The 20,849-nt window shown below is 33.4% G+C and carries 19 protein-coding genes; 12 read left to right on the forward strand and 7 right to left on the reverse strand.

The features are described 5' to 3' along the window. Positions 1-287 precede the first annotated feature (287 nt). Positions 288-506, reverse strand: coding sequence for a hypothetical protein (locus tag AOB58_RS09580; protein WP_002506421.1), 219 nt, complete (start codon positions 504-506; stop codon positions 288-290). A gap of 153 nt (positions 507-659) precedes the next feature. On the opposite strand from AOB58_RS09580, the gene AOB58_RS09585 reads away from it, so the two are divergent. After that, a complete protein-coding gene (locus tag AOB58_RS09585) occupies positions 660-1,130 on the forward strand; it encodes a peptide-methionine (S)-S-oxide reductase (RefSeq protein WP_002506422.1) in 471 nt (156 codons plus the stop codon). Between the two features lie 99 nt (positions 1,131-1,229). Here AOB58_RS09585 and rbsK read toward each other — a convergent pair whose 3' ends face one another. The 4 genes from rbsK to rbsR form a co-directional block, all read right to left on the reverse strand. Then, complete coding sequence (gene rbsK, locus AOB58_RS09590; protein WP_021338944.1) at positions 1,230-2,144, reverse strand: ribokinase; 915 nt, start codon at positions 2,142-2,144, stop codon at positions 1,230-1,232. Positions 2,145-2,164: 20 nt separating this feature from the next. Next, positions 2,165-2,569 (reverse strand): D-ribose pyranase, encoded by a 405-nt coding sequence (rbsD, locus tag AOB58_RS09595; protein WP_021338943.1) that lies wholly within the window; start codon positions 2,567-2,569, stop codon positions 2,165-2,167. Positions 2,570-2,592: 23 nt separating this feature from the next. Continuing rightward, complete coding sequence (gene rbsU, locus AOB58_RS09600; protein ID WP_002506425.1) at positions 2,593-3,474, reverse strand: ribose/proton symporter RbsU; 882 nt, start codon at positions 3,472-3,474, stop codon at positions 2,593-2,595. A gap of 223 nt (positions 3,475-3,697) precedes the next feature. Further along, on the reverse strand, positions 3,698-4,687 hold the full coding sequence (gene rbsR, locus AOB58_RS09605; protein ID WP_064783374.1) for a ribose utilization transcriptional repressor RbsR: 990 nt from the start codon (positions 4,685-4,687) through the stop codon (positions 3,698-3,700). Positions 4,688-5,850: 1,163 nt separating this feature from the next. Between rbsR and AOB58_RS09610 the strand changes: the two genes are divergently transcribed. The 5 genes from AOB58_RS09610 (at position 5,851) to AOB58_RS09630 (ending at position 12,285) form a co-directional block, all read left to right on the forward strand. Beyond that, complete coding sequence (locus AOB58_RS09610; protein ID WP_046465756.1) at positions 5,851-6,930, forward strand: GntR family transcriptional regulator; 1,080 nt, start codon at positions 5,851-5,853, stop codon at positions 6,928-6,930. A 143-nt stretch (positions 6,931-7,073) separates the two neighbouring features. Next, the gene (locus AOB58_RS09615) at positions 7,074-8,672 is read left to right on the forward strand and encodes a xylulokinase (RefSeq protein ID WP_064783375.1); all 1,599 of its coding nucleotides are present in this window, start codon (positions 7,074-7,076) and stop codon (positions 8,670-8,672) included. Position 8,673: 1 nt separating this feature from the next. Next, positions 8,674-9,369: an L-ribulose-5-phosphate 4-epimerase gene (locus tag AOB58_RS09620; RefSeq protein ID WP_046465758.1), complete on the forward strand. Its 696-nt coding sequence runs from the start codon at positions 8,674-8,676 to the stop codon at positions 9,367-9,369. A 12-nt stretch (positions 9,370-9,381) separates the two neighbouring features. Further along, positions 9,382-10,803: an L-arabinose isomerase gene (gene araA, locus AOB58_RS09625; RefSeq protein ID WP_046465759.1), complete on the forward strand. Its 1,422-nt coding sequence runs from the start codon at positions 9,382-9,384 to the stop codon at positions 10,801-10,803. Positions 10,804-10,875: 72 nt separating this feature from the next. Then, positions 10,876-12,285, forward strand: coding sequence for a sugar porter family MFS transporter (locus AOB58_RS09630; protein ID WP_002506431.1), 1,410 nt, complete (start codon positions 10,876-10,878; stop codon positions 12,283-12,285). A gap of 74 nt (positions 12,286-12,359) precedes the next feature. On the opposite strand, the gene AOB58_RS09635 is transcribed toward AOB58_RS09630, so the two are convergent. Beyond that, positions 12,360-13,501, reverse strand: a protein-coding gene (locus tag AOB58_RS09635) for an IS3 family transposase (protein ID WP_102134915.1) whose coding sequence is annotated in 2 segments (ribosomal slippage) — positions 12,360-13,231 and positions 13,231-13,501 — 1,143 coding nt in all. Because the reading frame shifts where the segments join, the coding sequence is not laid out codon by codon here. Between the two features lie 212 nt (positions 13,502-13,713). After that, on the reverse strand, positions 13,714-13,845 hold the full coding sequence (locus AOB58_RS09645; protein WP_002506432.1) for a beta-class phenol-soluble modulin: 132 nt from the start codon (positions 13,843-13,845) through the stop codon (positions 13,714-13,716). 245 nt (positions 13,846-14,090) lie between these two features. On the opposite strand from AOB58_RS09645, the gene AOB58_RS09650 reads away from it, so the two are divergent. The 6 genes from AOB58_RS09650 (at position 14,091) to AOB58_RS09675 (ending at position 20,848) form a co-directional block, all read left to right on the forward strand. After that, positions 14,091-14,816 carry an ABC transporter ATP-binding protein gene (locus AOB58_RS09650; protein ID WP_002506438.1) on the forward strand — a complete coding sequence of 242 codons (726 nt, stop codon included), beginning with the start codon at positions 14,091-14,093 and terminating at the stop codon, positions 14,814-14,816. After that, positions 14,816-15,910, forward strand: a complete 1,095-nt coding sequence (locus tag AOB58_RS09655; RefSeq protein WP_046465760.1) for an ABC transporter permease — start codon at positions 14,816-14,818, stop codon at positions 15,908-15,910. The genes AOB58_RS09650 and AOB58_RS09655 overlap by 1 nt, the downstream gene beginning before the upstream one ends. 207 nt (positions 15,911-16,117) lie before the next feature. Further along, entirely contained in the window at positions 16,118-17,107 is a 990-nt protein-coding gene (locus AOB58_RS09660; protein WP_046465761.1) for a LacI family DNA-binding transcriptional regulator, read from the forward strand. A 108-nt stretch (positions 17,108-17,215) separates the two neighbouring features. Next, positions 17,216-18,505, forward strand: a complete 1,290-nt coding sequence (hisD, locus tag AOB58_RS09665; protein WP_064783376.1) for a histidinol dehydrogenase — start codon at positions 17,216-17,218, stop codon at positions 18,503-18,505. Positions 18,506-18,537: 32 nt separating this feature from the next. Next, on the forward strand, positions 18,538-19,851 hold the full coding sequence (locus AOB58_RS09670) for a GntP family permease (RefSeq protein ID WP_046465763.1): 1,314 nt from the start codon (positions 18,538-18,540) through the stop codon (positions 19,849-19,851). A gap of 58 nt (positions 19,852-19,909) precedes the next feature. Then, positions 19,910-20,848: a 3-hydroxyacyl-CoA dehydrogenase family protein gene (locus AOB58_RS09675; protein ID WP_237283145.1), complete on the forward strand. Its 939-nt coding sequence runs from the start codon at positions 19,910-19,912 to the stop codon at positions 20,846-20,848. The last annotated feature ends 1 nt before the right edge of the window (position 20,849 follow it).

Here is a 20,849-nt window from a genome sequence, read left to right on the forward strand (position 1 = left end):
TTGTATTGAAGCAACGTAATGCTTCATTTATAATTTACTTACTCATTATTTCGAGTAAAAGAACAAAATTCTCCTTATTGCATTATAACAAAAAAGGGATAATATTCAATTTATTAATTTAAATTAGTGCAATATTTTCATTATATATGAAAAGTACATTTGAAGAAATAGAAAAATAAAAATGCTCTTCTCAAAACCGTCACTTTAATAGTGAAAACCATGAAAAGAGCAAAGGTATATAGCATTCATTTTATACTTCTTAAAATTTAGAAACAGCTATGATGAACTTATTTCTTTTTATTTGTGCAAACAAGTGCAGTCACTAAGCCAATTGTACTTATAGCAAAAATAATGTTCATAATTGCTAAAGTTTCGATGATTACGACGTCTTTGCCTAATCTTTCAAAGGCATTTTGCTGCATTTCCTTTTCAGAGCTTAAATCGCTTTGTGATCTTGAAGGTTTTTCTTCGATATCTTCTAACATTCTTTCTTCAACTTTAGGCATGTAATTCCTCCTTGTATACTACTTTAATATTTTCCCTTTTGACAAAAAATCAATCATACACCTTTGAAAACGCTAAACTATAAGTAATTGCAAATGAACGTGGTTATTACTATACTGAATTGATAATTGTTAGTTGAAAAGGGAGAGATGTAAATGGAAACGGTATACTTGGCAGGCGGATGTCTATGGGGTGTACAAGCCTTTGTTAAAACTTTACCTGGTGTAGTAGACACAGAAGGTGGCAGGGCAAACGGTATTACAGATACACTCGATGGAGAATATGATGGATATGTAGAAGTCATTAAGACAACATTTGATCCAGCAAAAGTGACAGTTACAGACTTAATGGGATATCTATTTGAAATTATTGATCCTTATAGCGTAAACAAGCAAGGTGAAGATGTTGGCTTGAGATATAGAACAGGATTATACAGTGAAGATGCCAAGCATTTAAAAGAGGCACAAGCATTTATAGATGCAATTGAAGACCATCATCTGATTGCAACAGAAGTATTACCACTGACAAATTACGTGAAAAGTGCAGAAGAAAATCAAGATAGATTAACAAGATTCCCTGATGATTACTGTCATCTTCCTAAAGCACTCGTAAATAAATATAAATAAATAAATAAACAAGGCGGCTCTCAGATTAGTGAGAGCCGCCTTTGCTTATGAGCAGTGATTATGAACTATCTCATGATGTATAAAATAAGTAGTTTATCTTTAAGCCTTTAACACATCTTGTTCTAATGGAATTGATTTTTGAGCGCCTTCAACTTGGACTGTAAGCGAAGCTGCTTTATTTGCGTAAGTAATACTTTCTTCTATATTAAAGTCTGTCATATTGAGACGACTTGCAAATGCACCGATAAAAGTGTCACCTGCTGCTGTTGTATCAATCGCTTTTACTTTAAACGAAGGTATTAAACCAGCAGAATTTGCTGTCGCGTAATAAGTACCTTGCTCGCCAAGTGTGATAATAACAACTTTCATTCCTAAAGATAAAAAGTATTCGGCGTTTTGATGCATTGATGCACGATCTGTAACTGCGATACCACTTAATAATTCTGCTTCTGTTTCGTTTGGCACAATAATGTCAGTTAAAGTAAGTAAATCTTTAGATAATTCACTTGCAGGAGCTGGATTTAAAATAGTAGTGACATTGTTTTCACGTGCGATTTTAAAAGCGCTAATAATCGCAGGAACAGGCACTTCAAGTTGAGCAATAATATAATCTGCTTCTGCAATTGCGTCAGCTGCTTTATTTACATCTGTATCATTTAATTCCATATTTGCGCCACCATAAACTAAAATTGTATTTTGTCCATTGGCATCAATTGTTATGAATGCTTGGCCTGTTTGGGCGGTATCTGTTGTCATGATGTAGTCTGTATTCATATGCGCTTCTTCAAAATCTTCTAACATGAAATCTGCGTCTCCTTCAGTTCCAATCTTAGAAATAAAAGTTGTTTGGGCATTTGAGCGTGCAGTTGCAAGTGCTTGATTTGCGCCTTTACCGCCACCATAAATTTTTTGAGCATTTTGAAGATGTAATGTTTCTCCCGGTTTAACAAAACGGTCTACGTTTAAAATTTTATCTACATTGGTAGAACCAATAATTACAACTTTATTTGTCATAGTATATTCTCCTTTTTTCTTTAAAATGTCACGTTAGATTCAAGTGCAATATTTGAAAATGGTGTCGTTTCCCCTGTGCGAATATTAGCTTTTGTTAGTGAATGATTTAAATTTTGTTTCATTTCTTCATGTGGAATAAATGAAATTTCTACATTGTCACCTATCAATGATTTAATTTGTTTAAGTTGTTCAGCGTTTTGTGTTTTGATTTCTTCTGCAAGAAATATTTTTTGAACTTCAACTTCTGATAAAACGTTCTCTAAAACATCAATAAAGCGTGGTAGGTCTTTAGTAATCGCTAAATCAATACGACGTTCGTCATTTGGAATTGGCATACCCGCATCATTAATTGTTATTAAATCAAAATGACCCAATGTTGCAATTGCATGTGACACATGACTATTTAAAACCTTTGTTTTTTTCATAATTAAATCTCCCATCCTATAGTTTATTTAATAAATACTGTAACTGCTGCTGCTATTAATATGATTACAAGTCCAATAATAGTAACGATAAGTTCTTTTGGTGTTTTTCTCTGATTCAAGAAATAAATACCTGTTAACGTAGCTAATACTACTGATGTTTGTGACAGTATGAATCCTGTCGCTAATCCATTCATATCTGACTGTGCAGAAATTAAGTATGTTAATGCACCAAATGCAAAGAACAATCCTGAAATAATTTGTTTCCAGCTGACTTTTTCTAAGAAAGCATTGCCTTGTTTCATATTCATAAATGCATAAATTACTGCAGCAAGCACCATACCCATTGCTTGTGGTAAGAATGCTTCCATACCACTGATATTAGTTGCTTGAGGTGCTGCAGAGTAGGCCCAATAACCTATTTCACCTATAAGTAGTAAAATAACTGCATTTCTTAATTTCTTACTATACTGTTGTTCTGATTTTTCACTCCAAACAGTCATATATGCACCAATTAGCACAACAAGTAGGGCAGTGAAGCCGATAATTTTATTTGTTAATCCTGGCCAATCTCCTAATGCAAAGACACCCCATAGTGATGCACCTAATAGTTGAAATGCAGTTGTGATTGGCATAGCTCTGGAAGAACCGACTAGACCAAATGCTTTAAAAGTAATAATTTGTCCAAAGCCCCAACCAACACCTGATATTAATGAAAATATAAGGTTCATTCCTGTTGGAAAATCGATACCTTGAATGAATGCGAAACCTAATGCGAAAATCAACGTTCCTACTGTTGCACCAAATATTTGGTTAACTGGTCGTCCACCAAACTTCGATGCGATGGTAGGAAATAGTCCCCAACCCAGTAATGGTCCAAGACCAATTAAAATTGCTATAATATCCATAAGACACCTCTATATATATTTATGTAGTGATTATTTTTAGGTAAAACGATTTAGTAAAACGTTTTACTAAGTCATAATAACATCAATTTCTATATTTGTACACGCTTTCATTTTTTACAAAAAAATATAAGACCTAGAAGATAAGCTGAAAATTGATAACTGCTAACTCGAGTCAAGCAATCAATGACATATCTTTAAGTCTTATATTATGTGTGTTTTATTTTTAAAAATGTTGTGTTGTTTCTCTGATAATTAACTCATTATGTAATGCAACGTTATGTAAAGTTGCATCATTTTGATTCAGCTTATGAGTGATTAAAGCTAATGCAGCCTCGCCTATTTCTTTAATAGGTTGTGCAACTGTGGTGAGGGAAGGGACAAGATATTTTGCAATGTCTATATTATCAAAGCCAATAACTGAAATATCGTTTGGTACGTGAAATCCTTTATCAGCGAGGCCACGCATAATACCAATAGCCATCTCATCATTTGTTGCAAAAATAGCACTAGATTTGGACTTTATAATATCATCAATGACTGCAAATCCACCTTCTTTATTTAAAGGGGTTTCGATAATTATAGGAGATGGTATCTCATGCATTTCACAATATTTGATGAAACCATCTGTTCTTGCTTTCATATTACTCGTTAAATTATAAGGTTGAATGATTGAAATGTGCGTGTGGCCGTAATCAATAAGATGTGCGGCTGCCAGTTCACCACCATTGCGTTCATTTGTTTTTACGATATCAGTAAATCCATGGTCATCACTTTGATCTAGTACGATATAGGGTATATTATGATTTAATAAATATTGATTTAAACGAGACGGGTTCTTAATCATCTGCGCAATAATCAGACCATCCATGCCTCGTTCGACAAGATGCATAATCCCTTCTTCGATTTTATCTTCCTTTGTTGTTAAGAAGAATAAATCGATATCATCTGGTTTGTGATCGTCCATAGTTTGCATCATCGTGGAAAAGAATGGATTAGTTAAATTTGGTAATAGCACACCGATTAATTTTGTTTGGCTACCACGTAATTGTTGCGCATTTTTATTAGGGAAGTAGCCTAATCGCTCTTTAGCAGCAATGACTTTGTTTACTGTTTCCTCTGAAAAACGGTTGCTTTTTTTATTTAAAATTTGCGAAACCGTAGTCAAAGACACGTCTGCTTCTTTAGCTACATCTTTGATAGAAACTTTTTTCATCCAAGTTCACTCCTTATACAATCTATCCATTTAATATAATAAGTAATATTTTTATTAATTATAGCGTACCATGTACAAAGTAAAATGTATCCATTTCTTATTAATAAAATGAAAACGTTTTATATTTTGGGGGTGAGTTTTTTTAAAAGTGAAGAAAAGATAGGAGTCACGCAGTTCATGTAGTAAAATATTTTTACAGACAAGTTGGAATAAAGGTGGCTAATCTCATTGAAAATGGGGTGATGCCTATGATTTTGGTCTCTACTCCAAGAAAGGATAGAAAATGACTGATTATGAAATCTTGATGGTTGTGTTAACAATCATTGGACTCATATTAGTTTGTAATAGCCAAAAAAAATAACCTTCCAACTTTGGAGAAGTTAAGGTTATTTTAACCAAAAAGCCCCCGTGTTTTAACGGGTCTGTGAGGGAAGTATGTTAGCGCATATCTCCTTCTTAATTTTAATATAACAACGGTTAATTCATAAGTCAAAAGATTTTATTATATTTTTAAAAGCGTACATAGAGACGTTATAAGAATTCAATAAAATGATTCATATAGGGATAGTTAAATTTTTCAAAAAGTGAAGAAAAGGTAGGAGTGACGCAGTTCATGTAGTAAAATATTTTTACAGGCAAGTTGGAATAAAGGTGGCTAATCTCATTGAAAATGGGGTGATGCCTATGATTTTGGTTTCTACTCCAAGAAAGGATAGAAAATGACTGATTATGAAATCTTAATGGTTATGTTAACAATCATTGGTCTCATATTAGTTTGTAATAGCCAAAAAAAATAACGTTCCAACTTTAGGCAGATAAATGTTGAAACGTTATTTTCACTTTGTCTAGCCACCGTCTTTTTAACGGGTCTGTGAGGGAGGTATGTTCACGCATATCTCCTTCTTAATCTTAATATAACAACGGTTAATTCATAAGTCAAAAGATTTTAATGAGTGACGTTTCAATGGCTTAACAGTAGTCTTTCAAGAGGGAAGGCAGTACAAAGAACGACGTTTAAACTAAGTACGTAATTACTTTATATTATATGATGAATTCAACGTATAAATTCAATTTTTCTTAAAATTTGATTCATTGAATAAATATGACGTATGCTATAATATGCGGTATTAAGACAAATTGGTGAGACTAGGAGATTTTCAATTATGAATAAGCCGAAATATCAAATTGTAGCGGACGAAATTAAAGAAAAAATAATTAACAAAAGCTATCAAGTTGGAATGCTCTTACCTACAGAAAAGCAATTTCAGGATAGGTATAATTTAAGTCGCTATACAATCAGACAAGCAATGGATTTATTAGTCAAAGAAGGATACATTAAAAAGAAAAAAGGTTCTGGATCATATGTGAGTTACAATTATTTAAATACAAATCAGAACAATGAAACTAAAAAAATAGGCGTAATCGTGACTTACTTATCGGATTATATTTTCCCGAGTATTATTCGAGGTATTGAGAATGTATTAAAAAAGAATGGCTATTCTTTAATATTAGCAAGTACGAATAACAATCATGAGGAAGAACGTAAATGTTTAGAGATGATGCTGAATCAAGGTGTGACGGGACTTATTATAGAACCTACTAAGAGTAATGTCTATAACCCGAATTTGTCCTATTATTCATTATTCAAACAGCGAGATATTCCGATTTTAATGATTAATGCTAAGTATGATGAGTTGAACTTGCCTTATATAGCAATTGATGATGTGAAATCTGGCTATTTAGCAACAAAATATTTAGTAGATCAAGGACATGAAAATATTGCTTTAATTACTAAAATAGACGATAACCAAGGTAAATTAAGAATGAAAGGTTATTTTAATGCTTTTGAAAGTAATCATATTCTTTTTAAAGGCGAACATATTTATACATTTGATACCGAAAGTAAGCCACAAGTCATCGAACAAATTGTTCAGCATATTTGTGAGAAAAAGATTAATATCACTGGCTTAGTTTGTTATAACGATGAAATTGCTTACGAGATCATCCAAAGATTAAAACAGCGAAATGTGCAGATACCAAGCGATTTATCTGTGGTTGGCGAAGATAATTCAGTGCTAAGTAAATTGAGTGAGATGGATTTGACTACAACGTCACATCCTCAAGAATTACTTGGTAGAAAAGCAGCAGAATGGATGATTACCGCGATAAATACAGATAAAAAACAAACGTCACAACTTATAGATACATATATTATCGAACGAAATTCTGTAAAAAAAATATAAAAGACAGGCTCAAATCAATCACGCTATTGGTTTGAGCTTTTTTATAATTCAAAAAATGTACGGACATAAAATAATAAACATTGACATGTACGGACAAATATTATAAGGTATATTTGAAAACGGTTTCAATAGGAGTGTTTGAAATGGATGGTTTGAAGAAAGCATTAAGTAGTGAAGATATATCGATTGGTATTGAACTTGGTTCTACAAGAATTAATACCGTAGCAATTGATCAGCATTTAAATACAGTTGCATCTGGACATTTTGAATGGGAAAACCAATTCGTAGATGGATATTGGACATATTCTATTAATGATATCTGGGTCGGGTTACAGAAAAGTTATAGTGCAATGACAACAGAAATGAAAGAAAAACATAATTTAACATTAAAACAAGTGAAGTCGATTGGTATCAGCGGTATGATGCATGGTTATCTAGCGTTTGATCATAATGAAGATTTACTTGTACCATTTAGAACTTGGAGAAATGGTAATACAGCAAAGGCAGCTACGTTACTTAGCGAAGCATTTCAATTTAATATTCCAGAACGTTGGAGTATTGCGCATGTATATCAAGCCATATTAGATAAAGAAGTCCATGTGAATCAAATTGAATATTTAACAACGTTAGCTGGGTATGTGCACTGGTACTTAACTGGAGAAAAAGTTGTCGGTATTGGCGAGGCTTCAGGCATGTTCCCAATAGATGTTAACAAAAAAGCTTATAGATCAGATTTATTAAATACAGCTAATGACTTATTTAAAGGAAAAGGATTTGAAAAGTCAGTATCAGCTATATTACCTGAAATTAAATTGGCAGGTGAAAGTGGCGGTCGTCTTACAAGTGATGGTGCAACATTATTAGATCCTTCAGGTAATCTCGAAGCTGGTAGCATTATGTGTCCGCCTGAAGGCGATGCTGGTACTGGTATGGTAGCAACGAACACAGTAGCGCAGAATACAGGTAATATATCAGCCGGTACTAGTGCATTTGCAATGGTTGTATTATCTGATGCATTAAAAGGCATGTACCCAGAAATTGATGTAGTAACAACGCCCGATGGTAGTGAAGTAGCAATGATTCACACCAATAACTGTACTTCTGATATTAATGATTGGATGAACATATTTGGCGAAGTATTAAGCGTCATGGGTGTTGATTTTTCATCGGATAAGTTGTACGGACAGATATTCGAGCGTTCATTGGAAAGTGATGACAACATTGGTGGCTTACTTTCATACAACTATGTTTCAGGAGAAAACATTACAGACGTAGAGACAGGTTATCCATTATTTGTACGTGAACCAAACTATAATTTCAATTTAGCTAATTTTATGAAAATGCATTTATATAGTGCATTCAGTACTTTGAAAATTGGAATGGATTTATTGAAAAATAATGAATCGATTAACATAGATAAATTGATAGCACATGGCGGTATTTTTAAAACCAAAGGTGTCGCACAGCAAGTATTATCATCAGCACTTGAAAATAAGATTACCGTAATGGATACGGCAAGTGAAGGTGGCGCATGGGGTGTCAGTGTTTTAGCTTACTATACCGCACAAGAATCTCAACAATCTTTAGCTACATTTTTAAATGAAGTTGTATTTTTAAACACGGAAGAAGTAACTACGGAACCAGTAGAACAAGAAGTGATTAACTTTAATAACTATGTAGAAAAAGTTAAAAAAGGTTTACCTATAGAACAATCGATAGCTAAATATTTAGGAGGCAAATAACATGTTAGAAACGTTAAAAGCTGAAGTTTTTAAGGCAAATTTAGAATTGCCAAACCGAGGATTGATTAAATACACATGGGGTAATGTGAGTGCCTTTGATGCAGAATCGCAATTATTTGTTATCAAGCCGAGTGGCGTAGATTACGATGTCATGAAACCAGAAGATATGGTGGTTTGTAATTTAGATTGTGAAGTGGTTGAAGGAGATTTAAAACCTTCTTCAGATATGCCAACGCATGCTGTTCTTTATAAAGAATTTGGTGATATTGGCAGTGTCGTACATACGCATTCACCATGGGCAACAACGTGGGCGCAATCAGGATTGAACGTGCCAGCTATGGGAACAACACATGCAGATACATTCTACGGCGAAATTCCGTGTGCTAGATTTTTAACGACTGAAGAAATCGATAAAGATTATGAGTATGAAACAGGCAATGTCATTGTTGAAACATTTAAAGAAAAAGGTATCAACCCACATGAAGTACCTGCAGTATTATTGCATGGTCACGCACCATTTATTTGGGGAGATAATTGTGAAAAAGCTGTGATGAACGCAGTAGTGTTAGAAGAAGTATGTAAGATGAATATCTTCACAAGACAATTAAATCCATTCGCAGAAACATTACCTAAAGCAGTACTTGATAAACACTTTGAAAGAAAACACGGCGCAAATGCCTATTACGGACAAAACTAAGGAGGAAACAAAATGACTACAACAAAAAAATTCTGGTTTGTGATTGGATCACAAGAACTCTATGGTGATGATGCACTCGCACAAGTTAAACAAAATGCACAAAATATTACGGACGAGTTAAACGCGCAGGCACAATTACCGTTTGAAATTGAATTACAAACGAAATTAGCAATTTCTGCAGATGTTATTACAGATATTATGAAAGAAGCGAATTATCGTGATGATATTTTAGGTGTGATTACATGGATGCATACATTTTCACCAGCGAAAATGTGGATTAGAGGTACTAAATTATTACAAAAACCATTATTACATTTAGCAACTCAATACAACAATGATATTTCATGGGAAAACATTGATATGGATTATATGAATTTACATCAATCAGCACATGGAGATAGAGAATACGGTTATATTAACCGCCGTCTTAATAAGAAAAATGAAATTATTTTTGGACATTGGAAAGATGAAAATGTACAAAAGCAATTAAGAGAATGGATGGTTGTAGCTAATGCTTATAATGAAAGCTTCAACTTAAAAGTTGCAAGATTTGGTGACAACATGCGTAATGTAGCTGTTACTGAAGGGGATAAAATCGAAGCACAAATCCAATACGGTTGGACTGTGGATTATTTTGGTATAGGTGATTTAGTAGAATATGTGAATCAAGTAACAGATTCAGAAGTAGATCAATTATTTAAATCATATGAAGATTTATATGACTTTGATTACAGAGCGTACAGTAAAGACGCATTTAATGCTTCTGTTAAAGAACAAATAAAATATGAAATTGCGATTAAACGCTTTTTAGATGAGGGTGGATATACTGCTTTCACTTCTAACTTTGAAGATTTACATGGCATGAAACAATTACCAGGTTTAGCAGTACAAAGACTTAACGAACAAGGTTACGGATTTGCAGGTGAAGGTGATTGGAAGACTGCTGCTTTAGACCGCTTACTTAAAATTGCTGCAGAAAATGAAGCAACAGGGTTCATGGAAGATTATACGTACGACTTAAGAAGTCACCAATCACATATACTAGGCGCACATATGTTGGAAGTTGATCCAACATTAGCAGACACGAAACCTAAAATCGTTGTAAATCCCTTAGGTATAGGCGATAAAGAAGATCCAGCAAGATTAGTATTCGATGGAAAAGCTGGCAACGGCGTAGTGGTCACAATGATGGATCTTGGCACACGCTTCAAGTTTATTGTGAATGAAATTACTGCTAAACAATTAGATGAACCTGCACCTAACTTACCAGTAGCTAGAGTGTTATGGGATGTTAAACCATCATTAGAACAAGGCGTGAAACGTTGGATTGAAGAAGGCGGTGGTCATCACACAGTACTGTCACTTAAATTGAATACATCGCAAATAGAAATATTATTAAACATGTTTGATTCAGAATATACATTAATAAATTAAATTACAGTAGATTTGTCGTTAATCAAATAACGTAATGTAAGGCATATTTTGTTTTAAAAAAGGGTGAATGGGATGAAAATAAACAGTAAAGTTTCGAATCGCTTTATCTATTTCTTCGGTGCTTTTGGTGGGATACTTTTTGGTTATGACATAGGTGTTATGACCGGAGCGTTACCATTTTTAAGAGAAGACTGGAATATTAATAGTGGATTTATAATTGGGTTAATTACTTCGTCAGTAATGCTAGGCGCAATATTTGGTGGTATTTTAGCAGGTAAATTATCTGATACGCTTGGTAGAAGGAAAATGATTTTAATTTCTGCAATCATTTTCGTAATTGGTTCTGTTTTGTCAGGCATCGCACCACATGATGGTAGTTATTTCTTAATTATATCAAGGGTAATTCTTGGATTAGCAGTTGGTGCTGCATCAGCATTAGTACCAGCTTACATGTCAGAAATGGCTCCAGCCAAGTACCGTGGTCAATTGTCTGGTATGAATCAAACAATGATTGTATCTGGGATGTTGTTATCATACATCGTAGACTATTTCTTAAGAGGTTTGCCAGTTGAAATGGGTTGGAGATTAATGTTAGGTGCAGCAGCAGTTCCAGCAGTCATTTTATTCTGGGGCGTATTAAAATTACCAGAGTCTCCAAGATTTTTAATTAAAAATAATAAATTTAAAGAAGCTAAAATAGTCTTAAGCAACCTTAGAAATAACCAAAACGTAGATAAAGAATTTGAAGAAATAAACAAGACTATTCAAATAGAAAGTAAGAATAAAGTAAACCAATCATTAGCAACATTATTTAGTGGCAAATATAAATATTTAGTTATCGCTGGATTGGGTGTAGCTGCGTTCCAACAATTCCAAGGGGCAAATGCAATATTCTACTATATTCCATTAATTGTTGAACAAGCTACAGGTAACTCAGCAAGTACAGCTTTAATGTGGCCAATTATTCAAGGTGTGATTTTAGTATTAGGATCATTACTCTTCATTTGGATAGCGGATAAATTTAACAGAAGAACATTACTTATGTTAGGTGGTACTGTGATGGGATTATCATTCATATTACCAGCAGTCATTAATTTGATATTACCAAATGCGAATCCAATACTCATTGTTATATTTTTAAGTATTTATGTAGCGTTCTATTCATTTACATGGGCGCCGTTAACATGGGTTATCGTTGGAGAAATATTCCCATTAGCAATTAGAGGATTTGCTTCAGGTGCAGCATCTTCATTAAATTGGATTGGTTCTTTCTTAGTTGGATTACTATTCCCAATTATGACAGTGTATTTCCCACAACAAATCGTATTTGCGATATTCGGCATCATTTGTATACTCGGCGTACTGTTTGTGAAAAAATTCGTTCCAGAATCTAGAGGACGTACACTAGAAGAAATCGAAGCAATCGGTGCTTCACATGCGTCAAACAATGAAAAAGCACAAGCACAAACTGAAAAAGTATAATTAAGATATTACTTTGAGACTGGGACATATGGCACTGAACCCTTAAAATGGGAATTTAATAAAAACACTGTTTTCTAAGCTGCTGATTTCCTGAATTCTATAGGAGCTAAGTAGCCTAGTTTTTGTTGAATTCTAACTTTATTATAGTTTTCAATGTAATTTTCGACAATATCTATTACAATGTTATTAGAGCTCTTGAGCTCTTTGTTTAAGTAGAATGTTTCAGACTTTAGTGAGGAATGAAAACATTCGATCGGGGCATTATCGGCTGGCGTTCCCTTACGGGACATGCTTCTGGTAATGCCTTTTTCTTTGCACAATTCATAATATTCATACGACGTATAAACACTACCTTGATCAGTATGAAGAATACAACCATCAGGAATTTCCACTTGATTAAGCGTATCGTTTACTAAACTTTGATTTTGGTGATTATCTATAGAATAAGCTATAATTTCTCCGTTATAGACATCCATAATTGATGAAAGATACAACATTGTATTACCGAAAGGTAAATAAGTAATATCAGTTACAAGTACTTCTAATGGACAGTTTGCGTTGAAATTTCTCTGTAGTAAATTATCTGTTTTATAAAATGGATTACCTGGTTTTTTAGATTTCTTAGGTTTAACGCGACAATTCAATCCATTTTCCTGCATAATTCTTTGTACTTTTTTGTGGTTAACTATTATTTCGCTAAATTTATTTAATTCAGCAGTTACTTTCCTATAACCATAGGTATAGTTGTGTTTATGACAAATATATTTAACTTTTTCTTCAATTGAATCTAATTCATAATTTTTACATTTCCAACGATAATAAGTGGATTTGGGAATCTTAAAAACATCTAATATTACCTTAACTGGGTACCTTGATTTCAACGCATTAACCACTTGTATTATTACTTTTGGCGCCACTTCCTTTCCAATTCCTTGTACTTTTTTAAAACATCAATTTCAGCTTGTTGACGTCTAATTTCTAATTTCAATTTCTCTTCATTACTGAATTCTTCAATTCCCTTTCCATATGAATATTGTTTTCCGACTTGTTGAGGAAACCTGTTGCTTTCACCATCTCTATACCATTTCCACCATCTTTGTACTTGAGTCTTATTTTTAATATTTAAAATGTCCATAATATGTTTAGTAGAATAACCTTGAATTTTCATTTCTATTACTTTGTTTTTAGTTTCTACTGAATATGCTACTTTTTTCATAGAAAAAAACACCTCCGAATAAATTCATTTTAATATGAATTCAACGAAAGTGTCTTTATTTTACTCCCATTAATTGGGGTCAGTTCAATATATTTATGTCCTAGTCTTTTTTATTTTCAAAAACTACAAATGTTTAGAAGTTAAATTTAAGACCCTCTCTAAAAATATCACACGTGATTTTAGAGAAGGTCCTTTTTGTGAGGAAAATGACTTTATTTTAAGAAACCTAAAACAAAGTCTACACCGCTAGCTAATGCACTCGCAATGCTTGTACCCATAGTTACCCAATCATGAGCGATACCTGCTTGGATGGCATTATTTAGTGCTTCTATGATTGCTGACATATAAAACACCCCTTTCCAAGTATTTAAAATTAAAACAAAGTTTTAATTTATCAACTACAATATAAAATATTTCCCTGTCAATTTGCTTGAAAATGCCTAACTAGCGGATTTATATGCCTAAGTGTAATATTACTTATTTAATTGGAATTGTAAGAATTGGATATTTTTTAGTGCTAAATTGATTTTACAAATGAGAGGTATATACTCGTTTTATAAACAATAATTTACACGGGAGAGGGAACTCTATGGCTGATCTTGTAGCAAAGTTAACGAACGCAATAAAATATTATGATCAAAAGAAAGTCTTAGATGGCATTAATATAGAATTAACTGAGGGAGAAATATTAGGATTGATTGGTCCTAGTGGTTCAGGTAAAACTACGACAATAAAATGTTTAATGGGTATGGAAAGTTTAGATGAAGGACAGGCTCAAATATTCAATAAACAAATACCTAATCGCAAAGTATTGAATGAAATAGGCTATATGGGCCAAAGTGACGCTTTGTATGAATCATTAACAGCAAGAGAAAATTTAGTGTTTTTTGGGAATTTGATGGGGTTAAAAGGTAAGAAATTAGAAGAAGCAATTGCTGGAAATACAAAAATAGTAAATTTAGAACATGAATTAGGAAAGGTAGTTTCTCATTTTTCAGGTGGTATGAAACGTAGACTTTCTTTGGCTATAACACTGTTAGCTAACCCCAGCCTTATTATTTTAGATGAGCCTACGGTTGGGATTGATCCTAAGCTTAGAAAAGATGTTTGGAAGCAATTGAATGGATTAGCAAATAAGGGGAAATCGGTGATTGTTACAACCCATGTTATGGGAGAAGCGGAACGTTGTGATTATATAGGCTTAATTGTTGAAGGAAAATTATTTACGATTGGAACACCTCAAGAATTAAAAGATAAATTCGAAGCTGATTCTATAGAAGAAGTGTTTATAAAAGCAGAAGCGGAGGTGCAATAATGAGATTTAAGGCGATTTTTATCAGAGTTATTAAAGAATTATTACGAGATAAAAGAACGTTAGCTTTAATGTTATTTGCACCTATTTTGGTTTTAACATTGATGTATTTTATATTTGATACTAATAATGAAACAAATATAAAAATGGGGGTGAATGCCTCAGTATCAGATGAAATTGTGAACGCTTTGCCTTCAGATAAAGTAGATATTGAAAAATATGATGCGCCTAGCTCAATTAAAGATACAATTGTGGATTCAGATTTGGATGCATATATAGAACAAAAAGGATCTAACCTAGAAGTTACTTATAAAAATGAAGACCCAAGTCTTACAGGGTCAACGAAACAATTGTTAGCAAGTGCAATCCAAAAAAATAAGATGCAAGATATGACTAACATTGTTGAAAAGATACCGGACAACATGAAACAAGACAATGGACAACAGGCAGAGGCATTGAGCATAGATAGTCATTATCTTTATGGTGATGCTGACAGCACTTTTTTTGATAAAATATTTCCAATTCTCATTGGTTTCTTTGTCTTTTTCTTTGTCTTCTTAGTTTCTGGTATAGCACTTTTAAGAGAACGTACGAGAGGGACTTTAGAACGTGTACTTGCAACATCTGTTAAAAGAAGTGAAATTGTCTTTGGTTATTTAGCAGGTTATGGTTTGTTTGCGATATTACAAACATTAATTATTGTATTTTATTCGATATACTTACTGAAAGTTGAAGTTGTAGGAAGTATCTGGTGGGTATTATTAATTAATATACTTATTGCATTAGCTGCTTTAGCTATTGGTTTGTTTGTTTCAACTTTTGCAAATTCAGAATTTCAAATGGTTCAATTTATACCGTTAGTTGTTATACCTCAAGTCTTTTTCTCTGGACTTATCCCCTTAGATAGCATTGCCAATTGGGTCAGTGCTATTGGCTATGTATTTCCGTTAAGATATGCCGGTGATGCGCTGACCAATGTAATGATTAAGGGACAGGGATTTGAATTTATTTGGTTCGATATTGTTATACTGTTGCTATTCATTTTGATATTTACAATACTAAATATCATTGGTCTTAAACGTTACAGAAAAGTATAAAGAATAAATTTGAAATTTTACACACATTAAAATATAAAACTAAAAAACACTTTCGCGTAAATTCATTTAAATATGAATCCAGCGAAAGTGTTTTTATTGTTAAAATAGTGCAACATTTGAAATTCTTATTTTATAATGTAATATAAAGAGTTATAAAATATAGTGTGCTACATACAAATATGAAGACGTATAGATGAGGTGGTAAAGTTGAAAAAGAAAAATGTTTCAGCAGAATTGGTAGCTAAAAAAGCTAATGTATCACAATCTACAGTTTCCAGAGTTTTTACACCTGGTAAAAGTGTGTCAGAAGAAACAAAACAAAAAGTGTTGAAAGTTGCCAATGAACTAAATTATAAACCCAATGCTTTAGCTAGAGGTTTAATCACTAACAAATCTAAGCTAATTGGTTTAGCTATGAAAAATAAACAGAACCCATTCTATCATGAAGTTTTAGCATTATTCACACAAAAATTGAAACAATTCGGCTATTCTGTACTATTTGTATATACAGAAAATGAAGAAATTCAACAAGAAGAAATCAACCAATTTCTTGAATATAACGTTGAAGCAATTATTATCACAGATGCAGTTTTATCATCAGACTTAGTGAAAAAGTTAAAAAGCTCAAATATTCCAGTCATGTTATTTAATAGATATGATGAAACTTTAAATTGTAATTCAGTTTCAAGTGATAATATTTTTGCAGCAAGATCGGTAGCCGAATATTTTTATAATCAAGGATACAAGCAGAACTTGTATGTGTCAGGACAACATAACACCTCTACAAATAGAGATAGATTACATGGATTTAGGCAGTATTTTAGTGAAAGAAAACAGGATATAGATGTGATTGAGGGAGACTTCACCTTTGAGACAGCGTATAAATCTACATTGAAATATCTAAAGGATGGCAACAGACCTCGAGGTATATTTGGCGCAAACGATATTACAGCACTCGGTGTATTAGAGGCAGTGAAGAAAATGAATATTGAGGTACCTAATGAAATTGAAGTGATAGGATTCGATGATATACGAATGGCTTCATGGCCCAATCATCAGTTGTCTACTTGGTCACAGCCACTGAATGAGATGATCGATGAAACAATTGAAATCCTATTAAAAGATAACTTAGATGAGATAGAACAAAGGAAGTTAAAAGGGAAGTTTAAATTCAGAAAAACAACGAAAACAATTTGACATTTGAAAGCGCTTACTATAACATAAAGTGAAATATTTGCATACGTATGCAAAATTCTTTTATTGTGTTTAATTGCATGCGCACGCTCTGGGAGAGGGGATTTTTAAATGTCTTACAAATTAAAAAATGGTAAAAGCCAAGAAGAAATAAAACAATCTGATGAGAAGGTTAGTCAAATTGTAAGTGATACGATTAAAACGATTGAAGCTGAAGGGGATAAAGCTTTACGCGATTTGTCTGTGAAATTTGATAAATGGAGCCCTGAAAGTTTTAAATTAAGTGACGAAGAAATTGAAAGCATTGTTAATGATATTCCACAACAAGTTAAAGATGATATCGCATTCGCGCAAAATAACATTCAAAGATTTGCTGAAGCTCAAAAAAAATCGTTGAAAGACTTCGAAACAGAAAATTCACCTGGCGTTATATTAGGTCAGAAGAATATACCGGTTGATAGTGTAGGGTGTTATATTCCAGGCGGTAGATACCCGATGATTGCTTCTTCGCATATGAGTATCTTAACTGCCAAAGTTGCTGGGGTGAAACGTGTTATAGCTTGTACACCACCAATAGACGGTAAAATTCCAGAAACAACTGTGTACGCAATGTACAAAGCGGGCGCCGATGAAATTTATATTCTAGGTGGCATTCAAGCCATGGGTGGTATGGCGATAGGTACAGAAACAATAGATTCTGTAGACATGATTGTTGGGCCAGGTAATGCTTTTGTAGCAGAAACGAAACGCCAACTATTTGGCAGAGTCGGTATCGATCTACTCGCGGGCCCTACAGAAACATTAGTGATTGCAGATGAAACATCAGAACCTGAAATGATTGCTACAGATATACTGGGCCAAGGGGAACATGGACCTACATCTCCAGGTGCGATTATTTCTACTTCTGAAGCAATTGCGGAAGCAGCTTTAAAAGAGATAGAAAGACAATTACAAACGTTATCAACAGCTGATATTGCAAGTGAATCTTGGGAAAATTATGGCCAAGTGATTATTGTGAAAGATGAAGCGGAAGCTGTAATAGAAGCGAATAAACTCGCTTTTGAACATGTTGAAGTATTAACTAAAGAACCAGACTACTTTTTAAATCATTTAACAAATTATGGTGCACTATTTCTTGGTCCAGAAACAAATGTAGCTTATGGGGATAAAGTCATTGGCACGAATCACACACTACCTACTAAAAAAGCAGCATGTTATACAGGGGGCTTATGGGTAGGTAAATTTATTAAAACAGTGACTTATCAACGTATTACATCTGAAGAACAAAGTGCAGCTATGGGTGAGTATGCAGCGAGACTATGCGGTTATGAGAACTTTGCGGGACACGCAGAACAAGCATTATTACGTGTAAGAAAGTATGGAGATAAAGGAAATAAATAAAACCGTTTATGTTCTAAAGGGGACATACTTATATGTTAGGTGTTATAGGATTAGTTGGTGGGTTAGTTATTTTGACTATTCTAGTAATGAGAGGCGTGAATCTATTAATCGCAGCGCCTTTATCTGCGTTGTCTGTTGGCATTTTAAATGGTATACCTTTGTTTTCTCAACTTGCTACAGGTAAGGAAATGGATTTTGTTACAAGTTATATGGATGGGTTTTCTGGTTTTGTGACATCTTGGTATTTAATGTTTTTAACTGGGGCAATTTTTGGAAAAGTCATGGAAGACAGTGGTGCTGCAGAAAGTGTATCACATTGGATTATTAAAAAAATAGGTATGAAAAGAGCAGTTTTAGCAATTGTACTAGCCTGTGGTGTCTTGACCTATGGCGGAGTTAGTCTATTTGTAGTTGCATTCGCCGTTTATCCTATGGCTGTAAATTTATTTAAGGAATCTGATTTTCCAAGAAGATTTATTCCAGCTACTTTAGCTTTAGGTTCCACTACATTTACAATGACTTCAGCTGGGTCTCCAGAAATACAAAACTGGATACCGATACCATACTTACATACAAGTCCATATGCAGGATGGACTGTTAGTATCATCACTGCATTGTTTATGTTAGTTGCAGGTTATTTATGGTTGATGCATATGATTAAAAAAGCAAAACGAAAAGGTGAATATTTTATTAGTAGAACTGGGGATCAAATGGAAGATAGGAATAAACTACCTAATCCATTTTTAAGTATGATTCCGTTATTAATTGTACTGTTAGTATCATTTTTCTTACATGATACATTAGAGCAATCCGCACTAATAGTCGCTTTAACGAGTGGTATCATCGCAACATGGTTATTGAATAAAAGTTATTTTAAAGATTTTTGGAAAGCAGTCGGAAAAGGTACTGAAGGTGCATTGATTGCGTTAGGTAATACGTCAGCAGTTGTAGGTTTTGGAGGCGTCGCGAAAGTGACACCAGCTTTTAATGATGCTATTGATTATGTTACGAACTTGCCGGGTTCTCCATTAATTACGGGTGCATTTGCGGTAATGGTTATCGCTGGATTAACCGGCTCGTCATCTGGTGGGCAATCGATTGCGTTACCTATATTGGCACCACACTATTTAGATATGGGTGTAAATGCTGATGCGATGCATAGGACAATTTCGATGTCTTCAGGCACGTTAGATTCATTGCCACATGGTGGATATACCGTGACGACGATCCGTTCTATTGCAGGTGAAACACATAAAGATGCATACGGGGCGTTTGGAGCTATGACAGTCATTGTTCCACTCGTAGCAGTCATTCTTGCAATCGGACTATTTATGTTAGGTCTATAAAATATTTAAAAATTTATTGATATAAATAAATTGAAATAGTTTATCCAAAAGGGGTGTAATGATGGAGAATATTGCTGTATTAGGTAGTGGAACGATGGGTCATTCAATCGCTTTATCCGTTGCTTGGGCAAATTATAAAGTTAAAGTTTACAGTATCAACTTGGAAGATTTAAAAAGAGCTGAAACAGAAATTGATAAAAAATTATTGTTATTATATAAAAATGCTTTAATTAGTGACGTTCAAATGCAAACTATCAAAAATAATATTATTTTTGATACTCATCTTGAAGCGGTAGTAGAAGATAGTACATTTATCATAGAGGCTGTGCCAGAAGATTTAAGCATTAAAAGCGAATTATATGAAAAATTAAATGATTTATTATATGAAAAAACCATATTAGCTAGCAATACATCTGGTTTCACATTACAACAGCTAACTAAAAATTATAAATTTCCCAATCATTTTATCATCACACATTTTTGGAATCCGGCACATTTAGTTCCATTAGTAGAAATTGTGAAAAACGAAGACACAGATATTGAAACTGTTGCACGGACTGAAAATGTAATTAATGCTATAGGCAAAAAGCCTATTTTAATACAAAAAGAAATATCAGGATTTATCGGTAATAGATTACAGTATGCGCTTTTTAGAGAAGCACAATCATTATTTGATCAAGGTGTAGCGTCTAAAGAAGATATTGATGCTGCAGTAACTTATAGTGTAGGTAGAAGATACCCTGTCGTTGGTCCACTAATGACAGCAGATTTAGGAGGATTGGATGTTTTTAGTGCCATATCTGATTATTTATTTGAAGATTTAAGTACTGAAAAAGCTTCTGGCAAAACTTTGAGTAAACATGTTGATGAAGGTAACCTTGGATATAAAACGGGTAAAGGTTTTTATGATTGGGATGAAAGCGAGTCTCAAGAAATTATTGATAAGCGTGATGAAGTATTGATGTATTTTTTGAAGAAAGATCAAGAAAATAATTAGG

The organism is Staphylococcus sp. AntiMn-1 (assembly GCF_001663395.1).
Lineage (GTDB): Bacteria > Bacillota > Bacilli > Staphylococcales > Staphylococcaceae > Staphylococcus > Staphylococcus equorum.